General features: G+C 62.7%; 14 protein-coding genes. 6 read left to right on the top strand and 8 right to left on the bottom strand.

Going from position 1 to position 15,157, the window contains the following annotated elements; genetic code table 11:
• Window positions 1-18 precede the first annotated feature (18 nt).
• Window positions 19-1,416, bottom strand: a complete 1,398-nt coding sequence (gene radA, locus C7I85_RS09175; RefSeq protein ID WP_106723676.1) for a DNA repair protein RadA — start codon at window positions 1,414-1,416, stop codon at window positions 19-21.
• A gap of 45 nt (window positions 1,417-1,461) precedes the next feature.
• Window positions 1,462-2,949, bottom strand: a complete 1,488-nt coding sequence (locus C7I85_RS09170; RefSeq protein ID WP_106723675.1) for a replicative DNA helicase — start codon at window positions 2,947-2,949, stop codon at window positions 1,462-1,464.
• Window positions 2,950-3,238: 289 nt separating this feature from the next.
• Here C7I85_RS09170 and C7I85_RS09165 point away from each other — a divergent pair, with 289 nt between their 5' ends.
• Window positions 3,239-3,712, top strand: a complete 474-nt coding sequence (locus C7I85_RS09165; protein ID WP_106724078.1) for a GyrI-like domain-containing protein — start codon at window positions 3,239-3,241, stop codon at window positions 3,710-3,712.
• A gap of 13 nt (window positions 3,713-3,725) precedes the next feature.
• On the opposite strand, the gene C7I85_RS09160 is transcribed toward C7I85_RS09165, so the two are convergent.
• The 5 genes from C7I85_RS09160 to rpsF form a co-directional block, all read right to left on the bottom strand.
• Window positions 3,726-4,076: a YnfA family protein gene (locus C7I85_RS09160; protein WP_428832839.1), complete on the bottom strand. Its 351-nt coding sequence runs from the start codon at window positions 4,074-4,076 to the stop codon at window positions 3,726-3,728.
• 36 nt (window positions 4,077-4,112) lie between these two features.
• Window positions 4,113-5,402 carry an SAM-dependent methyltransferase gene (locus C7I85_RS09155; protein ID WP_106724077.1) on the bottom strand — a complete coding sequence of 430 codons (1,290 nt, stop codon included), beginning with the start codon at window positions 5,400-5,402 and terminating at the stop codon, window positions 4,113-4,115.
• Between the two features lie 153 nt (window positions 5,403-5,555).
• Window positions 5,556-6,131, bottom strand: a complete 576-nt coding sequence (gene rplI, locus C7I85_RS09150; RefSeq protein ID WP_106723673.1) for a 50S ribosomal protein L9 — start codon at window positions 6,129-6,131, stop codon at window positions 5,556-5,558.
• Window positions 6,132-6,388: 257 nt separating this feature from the next.
• On the bottom strand, window positions 6,389-6,637 hold the full coding sequence (gene rpsR / locus C7I85_RS09145; protein WP_019170551.1) for a 30S ribosomal protein S18: 249 nt from the start codon (window positions 6,635-6,637) through the stop codon (window positions 6,389-6,391).
• Window positions 6,637-7,128, bottom strand: a complete 492-nt coding sequence (rpsF, locus tag C7I85_RS09140) for a 30S ribosomal protein S6 (protein WP_106723672.1) — start codon at window positions 7,126-7,128, stop codon at window positions 6,637-6,639. Before rpsF ends, rpsR begins: the two co-directional genes overlap by 1 nt.
• Window positions 7,129-7,575: 447 nt before the next feature.
• Between rpsF and C7I85_RS09135 the strand changes: the two genes are divergently transcribed.
• Window positions 7,576-9,228, top strand: a complete 1,653-nt coding sequence (locus C7I85_RS09135) for a pilus assembly protein (RefSeq protein WP_106723671.1) — start codon at window positions 7,576-7,578, stop codon at window positions 9,226-9,228.
• Window positions 9,229-9,318: 90 nt separating this feature from the next.
• Here the strand turns inward: C7I85_RS09135 and C7I85_RS09130 are convergent, their stop codons facing one another.
• Window positions 9,319-11,175: an LTA synthase family protein gene (locus C7I85_RS09130; RefSeq protein ID WP_106724076.1), complete on the bottom strand. Its 1,857-nt coding sequence runs from the start codon at window positions 11,173-11,175 to the stop codon at window positions 9,319-9,321.
• Between the two features lie 335 nt (window positions 11,176-11,510).
• Here C7I85_RS09130 and fabD point away from each other — a divergent pair, with 335 nt between their 5' ends.
• From fabD to fabF, 4 genes are all read left to right on the top strand, one after another.
• A complete protein-coding gene (fabD, locus tag C7I85_RS09125; RefSeq protein ID WP_106723670.1) occupies window positions 11,511-12,452 on the top strand; it encodes an ACP S-malonyltransferase in 942 nt (313 codons plus the stop codon).
• Between the two features lie 59 nt (window positions 12,453-12,511).
• A complete protein-coding gene (fabG, locus tag C7I85_RS09120; protein WP_106723669.1) occupies window positions 12,512-13,249 on the top strand; it encodes a 3-oxoacyl-[acyl-carrier-protein] reductase in 738 nt (245 codons plus the stop codon).
• A 311-nt stretch (window positions 13,250-13,560) separates the two neighbouring features.
• Window positions 13,561-13,797 (top strand): acyl carrier protein, encoded by a 237-nt coding sequence (locus C7I85_RS09115; RefSeq protein WP_106572369.1) that lies wholly within the window; start codon window positions 13,561-13,563, stop codon window positions 13,795-13,797.
• A gap of 34 nt (window positions 13,798-13,831) precedes the next feature.
• A complete protein-coding gene (gene fabF / locus C7I85_RS09110) occupies window positions 13,832-15,094 on the top strand; it encodes a beta-ketoacyl-ACP synthase II (RefSeq protein WP_106723668.1) in 1,263 nt (420 codons plus the stop codon).
• Window positions 15,095-15,157: the final 63 nt, after the last annotated feature.

Genomic DNA, 15,157 nt, shown 5'->3' with positions numbered 1-15,157 from the left:
CCGCGCCGCCCGGCCCGGTCAGTCGTCCGTGTTTCGGCGCAGGGATCCCGCGATCCGCACAACGAGGTCCGTGAGTGTCGCGGGTTGGAAAGCACCGGACCCGATCCCCCCGGACATTTCCTCGCTGCCCTTCGGCAGGACTGCCTGTCCAAACCCCAGCTTTTCGGCTTCTTTGAGGCGCTGCTGCGCATGGGCAACCGGCCTAATCGCGCCTGAAAGACTGATTTCGCCGAAATAGACGCAATCGGCGGGCAGAGCAAGACCGGTGAGCGAGGAAACCAGTGCGGCTGCAACCGCAAGGTCTGCCGCCGGCTCCGAGATGCGGTAACCGCCGGCGACGTTGAGATAGACGTCGTGCTGGCCGAAGCGCACGCCGCAATGGGCTTCGAGCACCGCCAGCACCATGGCAAGGCGCGGACTGTCCCAGCCCACCACCGCACGCCGCGGCGTGCCGAGAGTGGAGGGTGCCACCAGCGCCTGGATCTCGACCAGCACGGGGCGCGTGCCCTCCATGCCGGCAAAGACCGCAGCACCCGGCGACTTGGCGTGGCGTTCGCCCAAAAACAGCTCGGAAGGATTGGCGACGTCGCGCAGACCCTTGTCCGACATTTCGAACACGCCAATCTCGTCGGTGGGGCCAAAACGATTCTTTACCGTGCGGAGGATCCGGTAGTGGTGGCCGCCTTCGCCTTCGAAATAGAGCACCGCGTCGACCATGTGCTCGACCACGCGGGGGCCGGCGATCTGGCCTTCCTTGGTGACGTGGCCGACCAGCACGACAGCAGCGCCGGTGGACTTGGCGTAGCGGATCATCGCCTGCGCGGAGGAGCGCACCTGGGTGACGGTGCCGGGCGCGGAGTCGGCAAGGTCGGTCCACAGCGTCTGGATCGAATCGATGATGACGAGGTCGGGCCGCTTGCCTTCGGCTATGGTCGCGAGGATGTCCTCGACATTGGTTTCGGCCGCCAGCTCTACCGCCGAGGCGGCGACGCCGAGGCGCTGGGCGCGCAGGCGGATCTGCGCCACGGCCTCTTCGCCCGAGACATAGACGATGCGGTGGCCGCGCGAGGCAAGAGCCGCGGCGGCCTGCGTCAGCAGGGTGGATTTGCCGATGCCGGGGTCGCCACCGACCAGAAGCGCCGAGCCGCGCACGAAGCCGCCGCCGGTGGCCCGGTCGAGTTCGCCGATGCCCGACGCGATGCGCGGCGCATCCTCGATATCGCCCGACAGCGTGGTCAGCGTGACCGGCCGGCCCTTGCGGGCGCTGCGCATGGAGGCCGGACCGCTGCCGATGCCGCTATTGGTGCCTTCCTCGACCAGCGTGTTCCACTCGCCGCAGGCATCGCATTTGCCGGCCCAGCGCGTATGCGCAGTGCCGCAGTTCTGGCAGACGAACTGGACGCGGGTCTTAGCCAAGGGCGGTCTCCGGCAGGGTGATCAAGCGCTTTTGCACGGAGGGCGCTACTCGTACCGTTCCGGCATCTGATGCTCTTCGGCGAGGTCGGAGAAGCGGGTGTATTGGCCCTCGAATGCGAGATCGACGGTGCCGGTGGGGCCGTGACGCTGCTTGGCGATGATGAGTTCGGCCTTGCCCTTCACCTTCTCGAACTTGATCCGCCAGTCCTCATATTCCGGCGTGCCTTCCTCAGGCTGTTTGTTCTGCAGGTAATATTCGTCGCGATAGACGAAGAGCACCACGTCCGCGTCCTGCTCGATCGAGCCCGATTCGCGGAGGTCGGAGAGCTGCGGGCGCTTGTCGTCGCGGTTTTCGACCTGACGGGAGAGCTGTGAGAGCGCGATGATCGGAACGTTGAGTTCCTTCGCCAGCGCCTTCAGGCCGGTGGTGATTTCGGTGATTTCCTGCACGCGGTTAGTGGATTTGGAGCTCGAGCCCTGCATCAGCTGCACGTAGTCGATGACGATGACTTCCAGGCCGCGCTGGCGCTTCAGGCGGCGCGCACGCGCAGCGAGCTGGGCGATCGAGATACCACCGGTCGCGTCGATGAAGAGCGGGATCTTCTGCATGGTCTGCGAGCAGGCGACCAGCTTCTCGAAATCGGCCTCGGTGATTTCGCCGCGGCGGATCTTCGATGACGAGATTTCCGTCTGCTCGGAAATGATACGGGTTGCCAGCTGTTCTGCCGACATTTCGAGCGAGAAGAAGCCGACCACCCCGCCATTGGCGGCCTTGAACGACCCGTCGGCCTGCTGCGCGGGCTGATAGGCGTGGGCGATATTGAAGGCGATGTTGGTAACCAGCGAGGTCTTGCCCATGGCCGGGCGGCCGGCAAGGATGATCAAGTCGGAGGGTTGCAGGCCGCCGAGCTTGCGATCGACGTCGCGCAAGCCGGTGGAAATGCCGGAGAGGTGGCCGTCGCGCATATAGGCGGCGTTGGCCATGTCGACGGCGGTCTTCACCGCATCGTTGAAGCTCTCGAAGCCGCCGTCGTAGCGGCCGGTTTCGGCCAGTTCGAACAGGCGCCGCTCGGCGTCCTCGATCTGCTCGCCCGGCGACATGTCGACCGGCGCGTCATAGGCGATGTTGACCATGTCCTCGCCGACCGTGATCAGCGCGCGGCGCGTGGCGAGGTCGTAAATGGCGCGGCCATAGTCGGAGGCGTTGATGACGGTGACGGCCTCGGCCGCGAGTCGGGCGAGGTAGTGGGCGACGGTCATGTCACCGACCTTCTCGTCCGAGGGCAGGAAGGTCTTGAGCGTGACGGGATTCGCCATCTTGCCCATGCGGATCAACTCGCTCGCGACCTCGAAGATCTTGCGGTGCAGCGGCTCGTAGAAATGCGCGGCCTTGAGGAAGTCCGAGACGCGGTAATAGGCGTCGTTGTTGACCATGATCGCACCCAGAAGCGCCTGTTCCGCCTCGATATTGTTGGGTGCCTCGCGATAAAGGGTGGGCTCCGCCACCTCGAATTTTCGTGCCGCCTCTGCCATTTTGTCCCCGATCTTGCCCTGTTCCCTGCGGTACCAGACACGGACGCCGGCTTGTGAACAATCGCCCCTTGGTTCCCATAATTCACAGCCATCCCAAGCCATCCACAGGCTGCTTGGTCGGCTATGCAAATCCAGGTTGACGCGAATCGTTTGCACAGAATAGCGGCGCGGCGGCGAGAACAGAACAGGAAAGGTGAGCGGGACTTCGCTGCCACGTGCTGCTGGCTTATAAAGTCATCGTGCGCAGCAGGCGTGCGGGCGCAATGTCGAACTCGTGGAGCCGATCGTGATGGACGAAACAAGATTGGAAGAACCGCGCTTCGTCGATGGCAAGGCAATGCTGATCGCCGGACTTGGCGAGCGCTACGACTACGACAATGTCGCCGGCATTCCCGCGCTCTGGCAACGCTTCGACGATTATCAGGGAAGCATTCCCGGCGCGGTGCCGAACGCGTGGTACGGGCTATGCTTCAATTTCGACGAAACCAGCTTCGAATATGTGGCCGCCGTGGAAGTGACCGATTTTTCGGACATGCCGAAGGAGTTCAGCTGTGTGCGCCTGGCGCCGCAGAAATATGCGGTGTTCACCCACAGCGACCACATTTCGACGATCCGCAACACGATTGACGCCATCTGGCGCAACTGGCTGCCGAACTCGAAATTCCAGGCGGCCGACGCGCCCAACTTCGAGCGTTACGGCCCCGAATTCAATGGACGGACCGGCAATGGCGGCCTGGAAATCTGGATTCCGCTGAAGGGCTGATGGCAGGCACTGCCTATGCCGCGCGTGGCGCGAACAGGATGATGCCGGCGCCCGCGAGACAGACTGCGGCGCCCAGAACATCCCAGCGGTCCGGCCGCACGCCTTCGGCAACCCACAGCCAGGCGAGCGAGGCGGCGATGTAGATGCCCCCATAGGTGGCATAGGCGCGGCCGGCGGCGTCCGATTCGACGAAGGTGAGCAGCCAGGCAAAGGCCATCAGCAGGGCTATCCCCGGAACGAGCCACAGCGCTGATTTTTCCAGGCGCCACCACGCCCAGAACGAAAAGCAGCCGGCGATTTCGCAGATCGCTGCGGCGACGAAGATCGGGATGCTCAAGCTCTTACCCTCCGGCTGTCGGCCCATATTTCCGGATTGAGTCGCCGGAAGGCAAGGGGCGGGCTATTCGCCCGCCTCGGAAATGCGTCGCCTGGACGGCTTGCTCGGCTTCGGCTCAGGGGTGCGCGGGCCGTCATGCATGGCGAGCGCCTTTTCGCACTTGCCGATATAGTCGCGGGTCAGCGGCACCACATCGTTGCGGCGGGTGAGCTGGATCTGGAAATTCATCATCTCCTGCCAGCGGAACGAGGCTTCCGAGCCGGCGAGATAGAACTCCCACATGCGGCAGAAGCGTTCGTCATAGATCGCCTTGGCCTTGTCGCGATTGGCCATGAAGCGCTCGCGCCAGGCCTTCAGCGTCTCGGCATAATGGAAGCGCAGGATCTCGATGTCGGTGACCATCAGCCCGGCCTTCTCGATCACCGGCAGCACTTCCGACAAAGCGGGGATATAGCCGCCGGGGAAGATGTGTTTGCGGATGAAGGCATTGGTGGCGCTAGGCGGGCCGTTGCGGCCGATCGAGTGCAGCACCATCACGCCGTCGGGCTTCAGCAGCGTCGCGCATTTCTCGAAGAAGGTGCGGTAGTGGTTGACGCCGACATGCTCGAACATGCCGACCGAGACGATGCGGTCGAAGCGCTCGGTGAGGTGCCGGTAGTCGCGCAGCTCGAAATGGACGTGATTCTCCAACCCCTCGGCATTTGCCCGCTCGGTGGAGACGCCGTGCTGCTCGGTGGACAGGGTTACGCCCAGAACGTTGACCTCGAAGTTGCGCGCAAGATAGAGCCCGAGCCCGCCCCAGCCAGAGCCGATGTCGAGCACGTTCTGGCCGGGCTTTAGCCGCAGCTTGGCAGCGAGGTGGCGCTTCTTGGCGAGCTGCGCTTCCTCCAGCGTCATGTCGGGGCGCTCGAAATAGGCGCAGGAATACTGCATGTCGTCGTCAAGGAAGAGCTTGTAGAGCTCGCCCGACAGGTCGTAATGGCGCTGCACATTGCGGCGTGAGCGGTTGGTGGTGTTGAGCTGCTGGAAGCGGCGGAAGGCATGGCGCAGACCTTCGAGCGCCTTGGTCCAAGCGGCCTCGATGCCGCTCTGGCCCATGTTCTCGTATGCAACATGCAGCAGGCCGAGAACGTCACCCTTCACTATGTCGAGTTCGCCGTCCATGAATGCTTCCGGCAGCGCCAGCATGGGATCGAGGGCGATGGCGCGTTCGGCGCGGCGGGTTCTGAAAACAATATGAATCGGGTCTCCGCTACCGTCACCGAAAGTCGACGTGGAACCGTTCGAACCGGTGACCGTGAGGTTTCCCTTGCGCACCAAACGTTCGATGATGCGCTGCAACAAAAAGTTCATGGCAAACATCCGCATTAAGGCAAAAATGGGTTTGCCTATTCTGCTTCAAAGCGCCGCAGGTGCAATAGTTCCAGTTTGTACAAAAAAACCCGGGCGAGACGCCCGGGTTCTTGGTCCAGTTCACAAGAGACGAACGAGTCTCTCAAAATGTGATCAGGCTTCTTCGTCTTCTTCCGCGTTCGGGTCGAAGAAGTTCTCCGGACGGGCGTTCTCGTTGATGTCCTCGCCATAGATGGCTTCGGCGGTGTCGAGCTTCTCGCCGGCAGCCTGACGCTCGGCTTCATCGGCCGTGCGGGCGATGTTCAGCGTGATGGTGACTTCGACTTCCGGATGCAGCGCGATCGCCACATTGGTGAGGCCGATGGTCTTGATCGGGTGGTTGAGCTCGATCTGCGTGCGGTTGACCGAGAAGCCCTCGGCCGTAACCAGATCGGCGATGTCGCGGGTCGAGACCGAGCCGTAGAGCTGACCGGTTTCGCCGGCCGAGCGCACGGCCACGAAGGTCTTGCCGTCGAGCCGATCAGCGATCTGCTGGGCTTCGGACTTGCGCTCGAGGTTGCGTGCTTCAAGCTGGGCGCGCTGGCCTTCGAACTTCTTCTTGTTGGCTTCGTTGGCGCGGAGCGCCTTGCCCTGCGGCAGCAAGAAGTTACGGGCGAAGCCGTCCTTGACCTTGACGGTGTCGCCCATCTGGCCGAGGCGGGAAATGCGTTCGAGGAGAATAACGTCCATCGTTCCTGTCCTTTGTCTGTGCCGCAAGCGGCGTGATTCGTTCTGGACGGGTCAGGAAGCTGGTCGGCGCTTGGCGCCCAGGGTCGCTGTCCTGCCAGTCCGGCAGTTAGGGCATTTTCGGCCCAACTCGGGATTTTCGCTTCTCTCGCCGCACCCGTTGCGGGGAGGGGAAAAGGCGGCGTGCCGCCTTTTCCGGAGTTTGGTTCGTCGTGGCTCTTATCCGAAAAGTCTGCAATCTTTCGGGGCCACGGCCGGTCTTACTTCACCACGTAGGGCAGCAGGCCGAGGAAGCGGGCGCGCTTGATCGCCTTGGCGAGCTCGCGCTGCTTCTTCTGGCTGACGGCAGTGATGCGCGACGGCACGATCTTGCCGCGCTCGGAGATGTAGCGCTGCAGCAGACGCACGTCCTTGTAGTCGATCTTCGGAGCGTTGGCGCCGGAGAACGGGCAGGTCTTGCGACGGCGATGGAACGGACGCCGGGTCGGGATCTGGTTGATGTCGACCATTATTCTGCAGCTCCTTCAGCCTGTTCGCGCGGACGGCGCGGACCACGATCGCCACCGCCATCGCGGTCGCCGAAGTTGCGTGCCGGGCGGTCGCCACGGTCACGGTCGCCGAAGCCACGGCTCGGACGGTCGCCGAAGCCACCGCGTTCGCCGCGTTCCGAGCGCTCTTCGCGCTTCTGCATCATTGCCGAGGCGCCTTCCTCGTGGGCTTCGACCTTGACGGTCATGAAGCGCAGCACGTCTTCGGACAGGCCCATCTGGCGCTCCATCTCGTTGAGAGCGGCCGGCGGGCAGGTGAGGTCCATAAGCGTGTAGTACGCCTTGCGGTTCTTGTTGATGCGGTAGGTGAGGGACTTCAGTCCCCAGTTCTCGACCCGACCGACCGATCCGCCGTGCGAGGTGATGACGCCCTTGTAGTGCTCCACGAGCGCGTCGACCTGCTGCTGCGAAAGGTCCTGGCGGGCAAGAAACACATGTTCATAAAGAGCCATTGTTCTTTGCCTTTCTTCGTTTCCCTGTCCGGTTCCCGGCGGCTAAGCCTCTGCAACTTCTCTTGATCCTTCGGGGGCCTTCGGCTGCCTCAGGAGAAGAAAGGAGCATGACGAGACGGTCGAGAGCGGAGACACGGGAGGCGGAAGCACTTCTTGCTTCACACGGCGGCTTCCTTGTGGGAAACCTCCGGCCCTCCGTTCAGCCCCCAGCTGGGACCGGCAGATTGCGCGGGTCTATACAGCATCTGGCGGGGAAGGCAAGGGAAAAGGCCCGATCTGGCCTTGGGGCGCGGCAGCGGCCGGCGGTGTTTCGCAGTCTGGGGAATTTCCAAACGCATCCTTAACTACACCGCAAGATTCAGGCGCGACGGGCGGCTCCGTGCAACAAGTTTTTCACCTTGTTGGCCCAGAGAATCTCGCGAGTTTGCGTATCTTTTGGGGGTCACGATGCTTTTGAACCGCTTCTGGCGGTCGAAGAGCGGCAATTTCGCGATGATGTTCGCGATTGCCCTTCCGGCCATTCTCGCCGCCGTCGGCCTTGCGCTCGACGTTTCCAACCTCATGACTGCAAGATCAAACCTGCAGAACGCGCTGGATTCGGCGGTTCTGGCCGCATCGCGCCTAGCGGATGCATCCAGCTCGCGCACGGACGCCTTCAACGGCTTTTTCACCGCCAATATCGCCGGCCGCACGGATCTGGCAAGCGCGAGCGCCCAGCTGAAGGTCGAGCAAGGGATCAACTCGATCAAAACCACGGCAACGGCCGAGGCCACCATTGCCCTGAACTTCGGCTTCCTGTTCGGAAAGAGCGCGCACATCACGGTCAATTCGAGCGCCTTTGAATCGACCGCCAAGCTGGAGGTCGCCCTGGTGCTGGACAATACCGGCTCGATGGGCGACTCCAACATGAAGGCGCTGCGTGACGGCTCGACCACTCTGATCAACATCCTCCAGGATGCGAAGAAACAATATTCGCAGCGCACGATCCGCGCGGCGCTCGTGCCGTTCGTCACGGCGGTTAACATCAAGGGCGACGGGTTCTTCAATCTCGACTGGATCGACAGGCGCACGGAAATCCCTGATACCGAGACAAACACGTTCAACGGTGTGAATTTCGTTGTCACGAATAAAAAGCGCATCGGCCATTGGCAGCTGTTCAACCAGTTGAATCCGAAGAATGTTTATGTTGCCGATCCCGCTTCCACTGCCATTTCCAATCCTCTGGTGGACTGGAAAGGCTGCGTCGAGGCTCGTCCGAGTCCCTACAATCAGGACGACACAAAACCCAATTTGAACGTGCCGGCCACGATGTTCGTGCCCTATTTCGCGCCGGACGAACCCGGAGCGCCACTTAAGGGACAAAACTCGGACGGGACCGTCTTCAACAACAGCTATATTCTGGATGCCTATAAGAGCGGGGACAGCACTACGACCCAGGCCACGATCCAGAAGGCGATCGACAAGTATGTCGACCTGACAACCAGCAAATCAACGAAGAAGAGCCCGACCGATTATCTCATCACGGCGACTCCGCCGCTGACCACCGGTCCCAACTATGCCTGCCCGACACCGATCGCGCCGCTGACCGAGGATCTCAACAAGCTGAACACCGAAATCGCCAAGATGACGTACTGGAACGGCTCGGGCACCAACGTTTCGGAAGGTCTGGCCTGGGGGTATCGCGTGCTGTCGCCGAATTTCGGCACTGGCGACGCGTTCAATTCCGATGGCACGACGAAGGTCGTGGTGGTGTTCACCGACGGTGAGAACACGGTGTTCGGCCAGAACGGGACCATCAACAAGTCGGACTACGGCGCCTATGGCTATCTCAGCGTGGGGCGTCTCGATTCATCGCAGAACCGCAGCAAGGCGCTGACCAACGTCAACAACATGACCCAGGCCATGTGCACCAAGCTCAAGCAGCAGGGCGTCAAGGTGTTCACCGTGGTGTTCGGCGCCGATACGGCGGCGAACCGCGACCTCTACAGCAACTGCGCCTCATCGCCTGACAACTACTACATGACCAAGAGCCAGGATCAGCTGAAGGCGGCTTTCCAGAACATCGCCTTCTCGATCACGCAGCTCTACGTCACCAACTGACGCGAGAGCCGGAAGTCGCGAGGCGCCTTCCATCCCTGCAAACGACAACGGCCCGAAGAGCGATCTTCGGGCGGTTGTCGTTTAAGCGGATTACATGGCGGCGGGAGCGTTCAGCGTTTCGGGGAAAAAACTCTCCGCCGCGTGTCGACTGCCGAAGATCATGTCGTATTGCAGCAGGCGGAAATCGCGGATCGCCGGATCGATGGCCTTGGATTGCGACCAATCGGGCGTCGGCTCGTTATCGGTACTGACCAGCATGTTGCGGTCGACCACCCGGTAGCGCTCCCGCATCCCGCCGAGGAACCCGGTGTAGTAGGGGTGCCTGATGCCGGCCGTTTCCATAAGATGATAGGGCAGGAAGGAGGGGCTGATCGAGCCGACATGCTGCGGGCCCGTGTGGTTCGACCAGACGACCAGCGGCGTCTCGTGCTGCACGCTCATTTCCGGCAGCGGCGCGCGGCGGCTGGCGACGTTGTTGTCCATGAAGCCGGTTTCGACATAGACCGGCCCCAGCGGCGGCAGGTGGTCGCCGAACATGGCGATGATGGTGTGGCGGTCGCGCTTCCTGGCCCATTCCACCAGCCGGGCGAGCGCCTGGTCGCCGTCGGCGGCACCTTCCGCATAGCTCAGGACCGAGCCGAGCCCGGCCTCGCTGATCGCACCCGAAACGGCATGCGTCGCATCGGGATAGCGGCCCGGCGCGTAGGGGCCGTGATTTTGGAGCGTGACGGCAAAGAAGAAGAGCGGATCATGCGTGGCATCGGCCTCGCGGATCATCTCGTCGATCAGTGCCGCGTCGGACGCTAGCGGACCGCGCGCGGCGAGCGGCGGCAGGTTTTCGAGCGACATGAAGCGCTCGAAGCCGAAGGCCTTGTAGACCGGCGTGCGGTTCCAGAACCAGCCGCCGAAGGGGTGGAAGGCGCGCGTGTCGTAGCCTTCGCTGCGCAGGAAGCTGGCGAGCGAGGGAATGGGGCTGCGCACATATTGCTGATAGGGGATGCTGCCATACGGCAGGAAGGCGTTGGAGAAGCCGGTCAGCGCCTCGAACTCGACATTGGCGGTCATGCCGCCGAATTCGGGCGAGAAGATATGGCCCGACTGCAGTGACCGCACGTTGGGAATCGGGTCAGGGGTGATAGTAATGCCCGGCAGCAGCGTCGGGTCCCAGAAAGACTCGTTCATTACAACAATGATGTCGGGCAACTCGCCGGGCAGCACGGGCGCGGCTGCATCGGGGCGGGTGATCGCCTCGATGGCCTCGGCCGAATAGCCGGCCGGCGCGACCACCTTGGCCATGGGCAGGTTGAGCGCAAAGGCCAGCGCAAAGCCGTTGCTGTTATAATTCTCCTTCTGGTCCCACATCATCGGGATGATCTGCAGCCGGTCGCGCGCCCAGGAGAAGGTCGCGTAGTCCATGATCGAGCAGAAGAACGCCAGGAGCGGCAAGGTGGCGACGAGCCGGAGCATGCGGGCGCGCATCGTCAGCGTCGGGCGGCGGCGCCAGTATTTCCAGGCGAGCACGAGCACGGCCACGGCCACGATGGCGCCGAGCACGATCGCCACGGCAACCAGCGGCCGGTCGCTGGCCAAAAGCGGCATCAGTTCGACGATCTGGCGCGCAAAGAGAATGTCGGTCGGGTAGAGCGGATCGCCCAGGTAGAGCGATTTCTGGTGCCCGAGGAAGGCGAGCACCAGCACTAAAGGCGCCACCAGCAGAAGCGCGTGGTGAGCGCGACCGAGCAGCGCGTCGAGGAAGAGCAGCAGCAGCGAGAACAGCAATACCGTCGTCCAGCCGGGCTTGAACGGCTGCTGGAAGAACTGCAGCGTCTCGGAGAGCGAACCACGCGAGATCAACTCGACGCAGAACACCAGGACGGCGGATATGACGACGGTCGCCGCCAGCGTGCCGGCGAGGCGAATCGCGAGCTTGTCGCGCCAGCCGGGCATTTCGACTTCATTGTACTCCGTGGCGCTCTGCGCCACTGCGAACTGACTTGCCAACTCGGAACCCCAATCCCACCCCAAAACGTCATCTAACTGTCATTGAAGTGTCACAAAAGCTAGAGTGACGAAAAGGCAAGTGGAATCAAATCTCCTTACGGATGCGGAGATGTTCCGTGTGCGCATTGTGGTGCGCGTGAGATGGCCGGATAGTTGTAGTTGGCCTGTTCGTCGGCCTCGTCGAGCGCGCAGGACCGTGGGCGAGACATGCGAGAGCCTTGACTTTCCGGCCTTCCTTGCGCCACACGGCCTTCGAGTGAAACAATTCCGGGAGCCTATTCATGGCCGTCGCATTCACCTTTCCGGGGCAAGGCAGCCAGTCCGTGGGCATGGGCAAGGACCTTGCCGACGCATTCCCTGAGGCCCGTGCGGTTTTCGAGGAAGTCGACGAGGCGCTGGGCCAAAAACTGTCCCAGATCATGTGGGAAGGCCCCGAGGAGACGCTGACGCTGACCGCCAACGCCCAGCCGGCGCTGATGGCGGTGTCGCTGGCAGCCCTTCGCGCCATGGAGGCGCGCGGGTTCTCGCTGAAGGACAAGGTCGCCTATGTCGCCGGCCATTCGCTGGGCGAATATTCGGCGCTTGCGGCTGCCGGCATGTTCTCGATTGCCGATACAGCGCGGCTGCTGCGCATTCGCGGCAACGCCATGCAGGCCGCGGTTCCGGTGGGCGAGGGCGCCATGGCCGCCATCATCGGTTTGGAACAGGCCGATGTGGAAGCCGCTTGCGCAGAAGCTGCTCAGAACTCGGTCTGCCAGATCGCCAATGACAATGGCGGTGGCCAGCTGGTGATTTCCGGCGCCAAGGCGGCCGTCGAGCTTGCTGCAAAGCTCTGCACCGAAAAGGGCGCCAAGCGCGCACTCATGCTGTCGGTTTCCGCGCCCTTCCATTCGGCGCTGATGGCGCCGGCGGCCGAAGCCATGCGCGAGGCGCTGGCCGGCGTTGCCAAGCAGGCGCCGGTGGTGCCGGTGGTGGCCAATGTCGTTGTGCAGCCGCTGAGCAATCCGGACGAGATCGTCGCTCGCCTCGTCGAGCAGGTCACCGGCCGCGTGCGCTGGCGCGAGACTGTGGAATGGTTCGGCGCCAATGGCGTGAAGACGATGTACGAAGTGGGCTCGGGCAAGGTGCTCTCGGGTCTTGCCCGCCGCATCGACAAGGAAATCGCCACCAGCGCCATCAACACGCAGGCCGACGTCGAAGCGGCGGTTGCGGCGCTGGCTTAAAGAAGAAACTCGACCTCTCCCTTACCAAGGGAGTGCTCTACCATTTGGGGAGTCAAAAAATGTTCGATCTGACCGGCCGCAAGGCACTCGTTACCGGCGCCACCGGCGGCATTGGCGAGGCGATTGCCCGCGCGCTGCACGCACAGGGCGCAACCGTCGGCCTGCATGGCACGCGCGCCGAAAAGCTAGAGGCGCTGGCCGCGGAGCTTGGCGACCGCGTAAAAGTGTTCCCGGCCAATCTTTCCGACCGCGACGAGGTCAAGGCGCTCGGCCAGAAGGCCGAAGCCGAACTCGAAGGCGTCGACATCCTGGTCAACAATGCCGGCGTCACCAAGGACGGCCTGTTCGTGCGCATGTCCGACGCCGACTGGGATTCGGTGCTGGAGGTCAACCTCACGGCCGTGTTCCGCCTGACGCGCGAACTGACCCATCCCATGATGCGCCGCCGCAATGGCCGCATCATCAACATCAGCTCGGTGGTGGGGGTGACCGGCAACCCCGGCCAGGCCAACTACTGCGCCTCCAAGGCGGGCCTGATCGGCTTTTCCAAGTCGCTCGCCCAGGAGATCGCGACCCGCAACGTCACCGTCAACTGCGTTGCCCCCGGCTTCATCGAATCAGCCATGACCGACAAGCTGAACGACAAGCAGAAGGAAGCCATCATGGGCGCCATTCCGGCCAAGCGCATGGGCACCAGCGCGGAAGTCGCCTCTGCCGTGGTCTATCTGGCCTCCGACGAGGCTTCCTACGTCACCGGCCAGACGATCCACGTGAACGGCGGCATGGCCATGATCTGATCTCTCCTCCCGTTAACCTTTTCCCTTCAGTTGGTTCGCTGAAGGGCGGGGGTGCGGGGTGGATGCGGCCGCTGTCAGCGAAATGGTGGCCGGCAAAACCGATTTCTGTAGATGGTTGCTGCAAAACCGCGCAAAATCGGCGTTTTCGCATTGGACGCACGGCTCTTTTCGTGTAATGCGGCCATGACTTGCGGCGGTTGGGGCAGACGCCCTGCCGCCGTCGCCACGTTCCCCAGGGAACATCTTTCAGCTTGATTACCGGCATTCGTGCCGTTAACGAAGACAGACAAATTTAAGACGAGGATGCCCAAATGAGTGACACCGCAGAGCGCGTCAAGAAGATCGTTGTCGAACATCTCGGCGTCGAAGCCGACAAGGTAACCGAAGGCGCCAGCTTCATCGATGATCTGGGCGCTGACAGCCTTGACACGGTCGAACTCGTCATGGCTTTCGAAGAAGAATTCGGCGTTGAAATCCCCGATGACGCGGCTGAGACGATCCTGACCGTCGGCGACGCCGTCAAGTACATCGACAAGGCCTCGGCCTGACGCTTTCCCAGCTCAGCATTCCGAGATTACCGCGATGAGGCGTGTTGTCGTCACTGGCCTGGGTCTGCTTTCGCCGTTCGGCGTTGGTGTGGAGCATGGCTGGAGAGAGCTTCTGAGCGGTCGGAGTGCCGCCCAGCGGGTCACAGAGTTCGAAGTCGAGGATCTTGCTTGCAAGATCGCGCATGTGATCCCGCGGGGCGATGGCAGCGACAACACGTTCAATCCCGAGGCCTATCTTGAGCCGAAGGAACTGCGCAAGATCGGCGACTTCATCCTTTACGGGATTGCGGCCGCCGACGAAGCGCTGAAGGATTCCGGCTGGGAGCCCAAGACGCTCGAAGACCAGCACGCCAGCGGCGTGATGATCGGTTCGGGCATCGGCGGCATCGAGGGAATCGCGGAAAACGCGCTTATCCTTCAGGAGCGCGGCCCGCGTCGCATCAGCCCCTTCTTCATCCCCGGTAATATCATCAATCTGGTTTCCGGGCAGGTCTCGATCCGGCACGGGCTCAAGGGCCCGAACCATGCCGTGGTCACCGCCTGCTCCACCGGCGCACACGCCATTGGCGATGCGGCACGGCTGATCATGTTCGGCGATGCCGACGTGATGGTTGCCGGCGGCGCGGAAGCGCCGGTCACGCGCCTTTCGCTGGCGGGCTTCGCGGCCTGCAAGGCGCTCTCCACCGGCCGCAACGAAACGCCCGAAAAGGCTTCCCGCCCCTATGATCGCGACCGCGACGGTTTCGTCATGGGCGAGGGCGCAGGCGTTGTGGTGCTCGAAGAGCTCGAACACGCCAAGGCGCGCGGCGCCAAGATCTATGCCGAGGTCGTCGGCTATGGCCTGACGGGCGACGCCTATCACATCACCGCACCTTCCGAGGACGGCGACGGCGCCTTCCGCTGCATGACCGCTGCGCTGAAGCGCGCCAACCTGCAGCCGGCCGATGTCGACTACATCAACGCGCATGGCACCTCGACCATGGCCGACACGATCGAGCTCGGCGCTGTCGAGCGCCTGGTCGGCAATGCCGCCTCCAAGATCTCGATGTCGTCGACCAAGTCGTCGATCGGGCACCTTCTGGGTGCCGCCGGATCGGCCGAGGCGATCTTCTCCATCCTCGCCATTCGCGACAATATCGCGCCGGCGACGATCAATCTGGACAATCCCGAGCGTGAAACGGCCATCGACCTCGTGCCGAACAAGCCGCGCGCCCGCCAGATCGATGTTGCGCTTTCCAACTCCTTCGGATTTGGCGGTACCAACGCCTCGTTGGTTTTCCAGCGCTACAACGGCTAAGTGCGTTAGACGGGTCGAAAGGCCCGTCTAGTCGTGAATTTCGCCATAATCGCCCTTAGGGTC

Source organism: Pseudaminobacter soli (ex Li et al. 2025), from assembly GCF_003012705.1.
GTDB classification, from domain to species: Bacteria; Pseudomonadota; Alphaproteobacteria; order Rhizobiales; family Rhizobiaceae; genus Pseudaminobacter; species Pseudaminobacter soli.
The sequence above is the reverse complement of the archived record's forward strand: the minus strand, read 5'-3'. Positions and strand labels throughout refer to the sequence as shown.

Bases quoted from the DNA above. Each gene is read 5' to 3' on its own strand.
- fabG (WP_106723669.1), top strand. From the start codon at position 12,512: ATGTTCGATCTGACCGGCCGCAAGGCACTCGTTACCGGCGCCACCGGC.
- C7I85_RS09135 (WP_106723671.1), top strand. From the start codon at position 7,576: ATGCTTTTGAACCGCTTCTGGCGGTCGAAGAGCGGCAATTTCGCGATG.
- rplI (WP_106723673.1), bottom strand. From the start codon at position 6,131: ATGGACGTTATTCTCCTCGAACGCATTTCCCGCCTCGGCCAGATGGGC.
- rpsR (WP_019170551.1), bottom strand. From the start codon at position 6,637: ATGGTCGACATCAACCAGATCCCGACCCGGCGTCCGTTCCATCGCCGT.
- C7I85_RS09115 (WP_106572369.1), top strand. From the start codon at position 13,561: ATGAGTGACACCGCAGAGCGCGTCAAGAAGATCGTTGTCGAACATCTC.
- C7I85_RS09170 (WP_106723675.1), bottom strand. From the start codon at position 2,949: ATGGCAGAGGCGGCACGAAAATTCGAGGTGGCGGAGCCCACCCTTTAT.
- rpsF (WP_106723672.1), bottom strand. From the start codon at position 7,128: ATGGCTCTTTATGAACATGTGTTTCTTGCCCGCCAGGACCTTTCGCAG.
- fabF (WP_106723668.1), top strand. From the start codon at position 13,832: ATGAGGCGTGTTGTCGTCACTGGCCTGGGTCTGCTTTCGCCGTTCGGC.
- C7I85_RS09160 (WP_428832839.1), bottom strand. From the start codon at position 4,076: ATGGGCCGACAGCCGGAGGGTAAGAGCTTGAGCATCCCGATCTTCGTC.
- C7I85_RS09165 (WP_106724078.1), top strand. From the start codon at position 3,239: ATGGACGAAACAAGATTGGAAGAACCGCGCTTCGTCGATGGCAAGGCA.
- C7I85_RS09130 (WP_106724076.1), bottom strand. From the start codon at position 11,175: ATGCCCGGCTGGCGCGACAAGCTCGCGATTCGCCTCGCCGGCACGCTG.
- C7I85_RS09155 (WP_106724077.1), bottom strand. From the start codon at position 5,402: ATGAACTTTTTGTTGCAGCGCATCATCGAACGTTTGGTGCGCAAGGGA.
- fabD (WP_106723670.1), top strand. From the start codon at position 11,511: ATGGCCGTCGCATTCACCTTTCCGGGGCAAGGCAGCCAGTCCGTGGGC.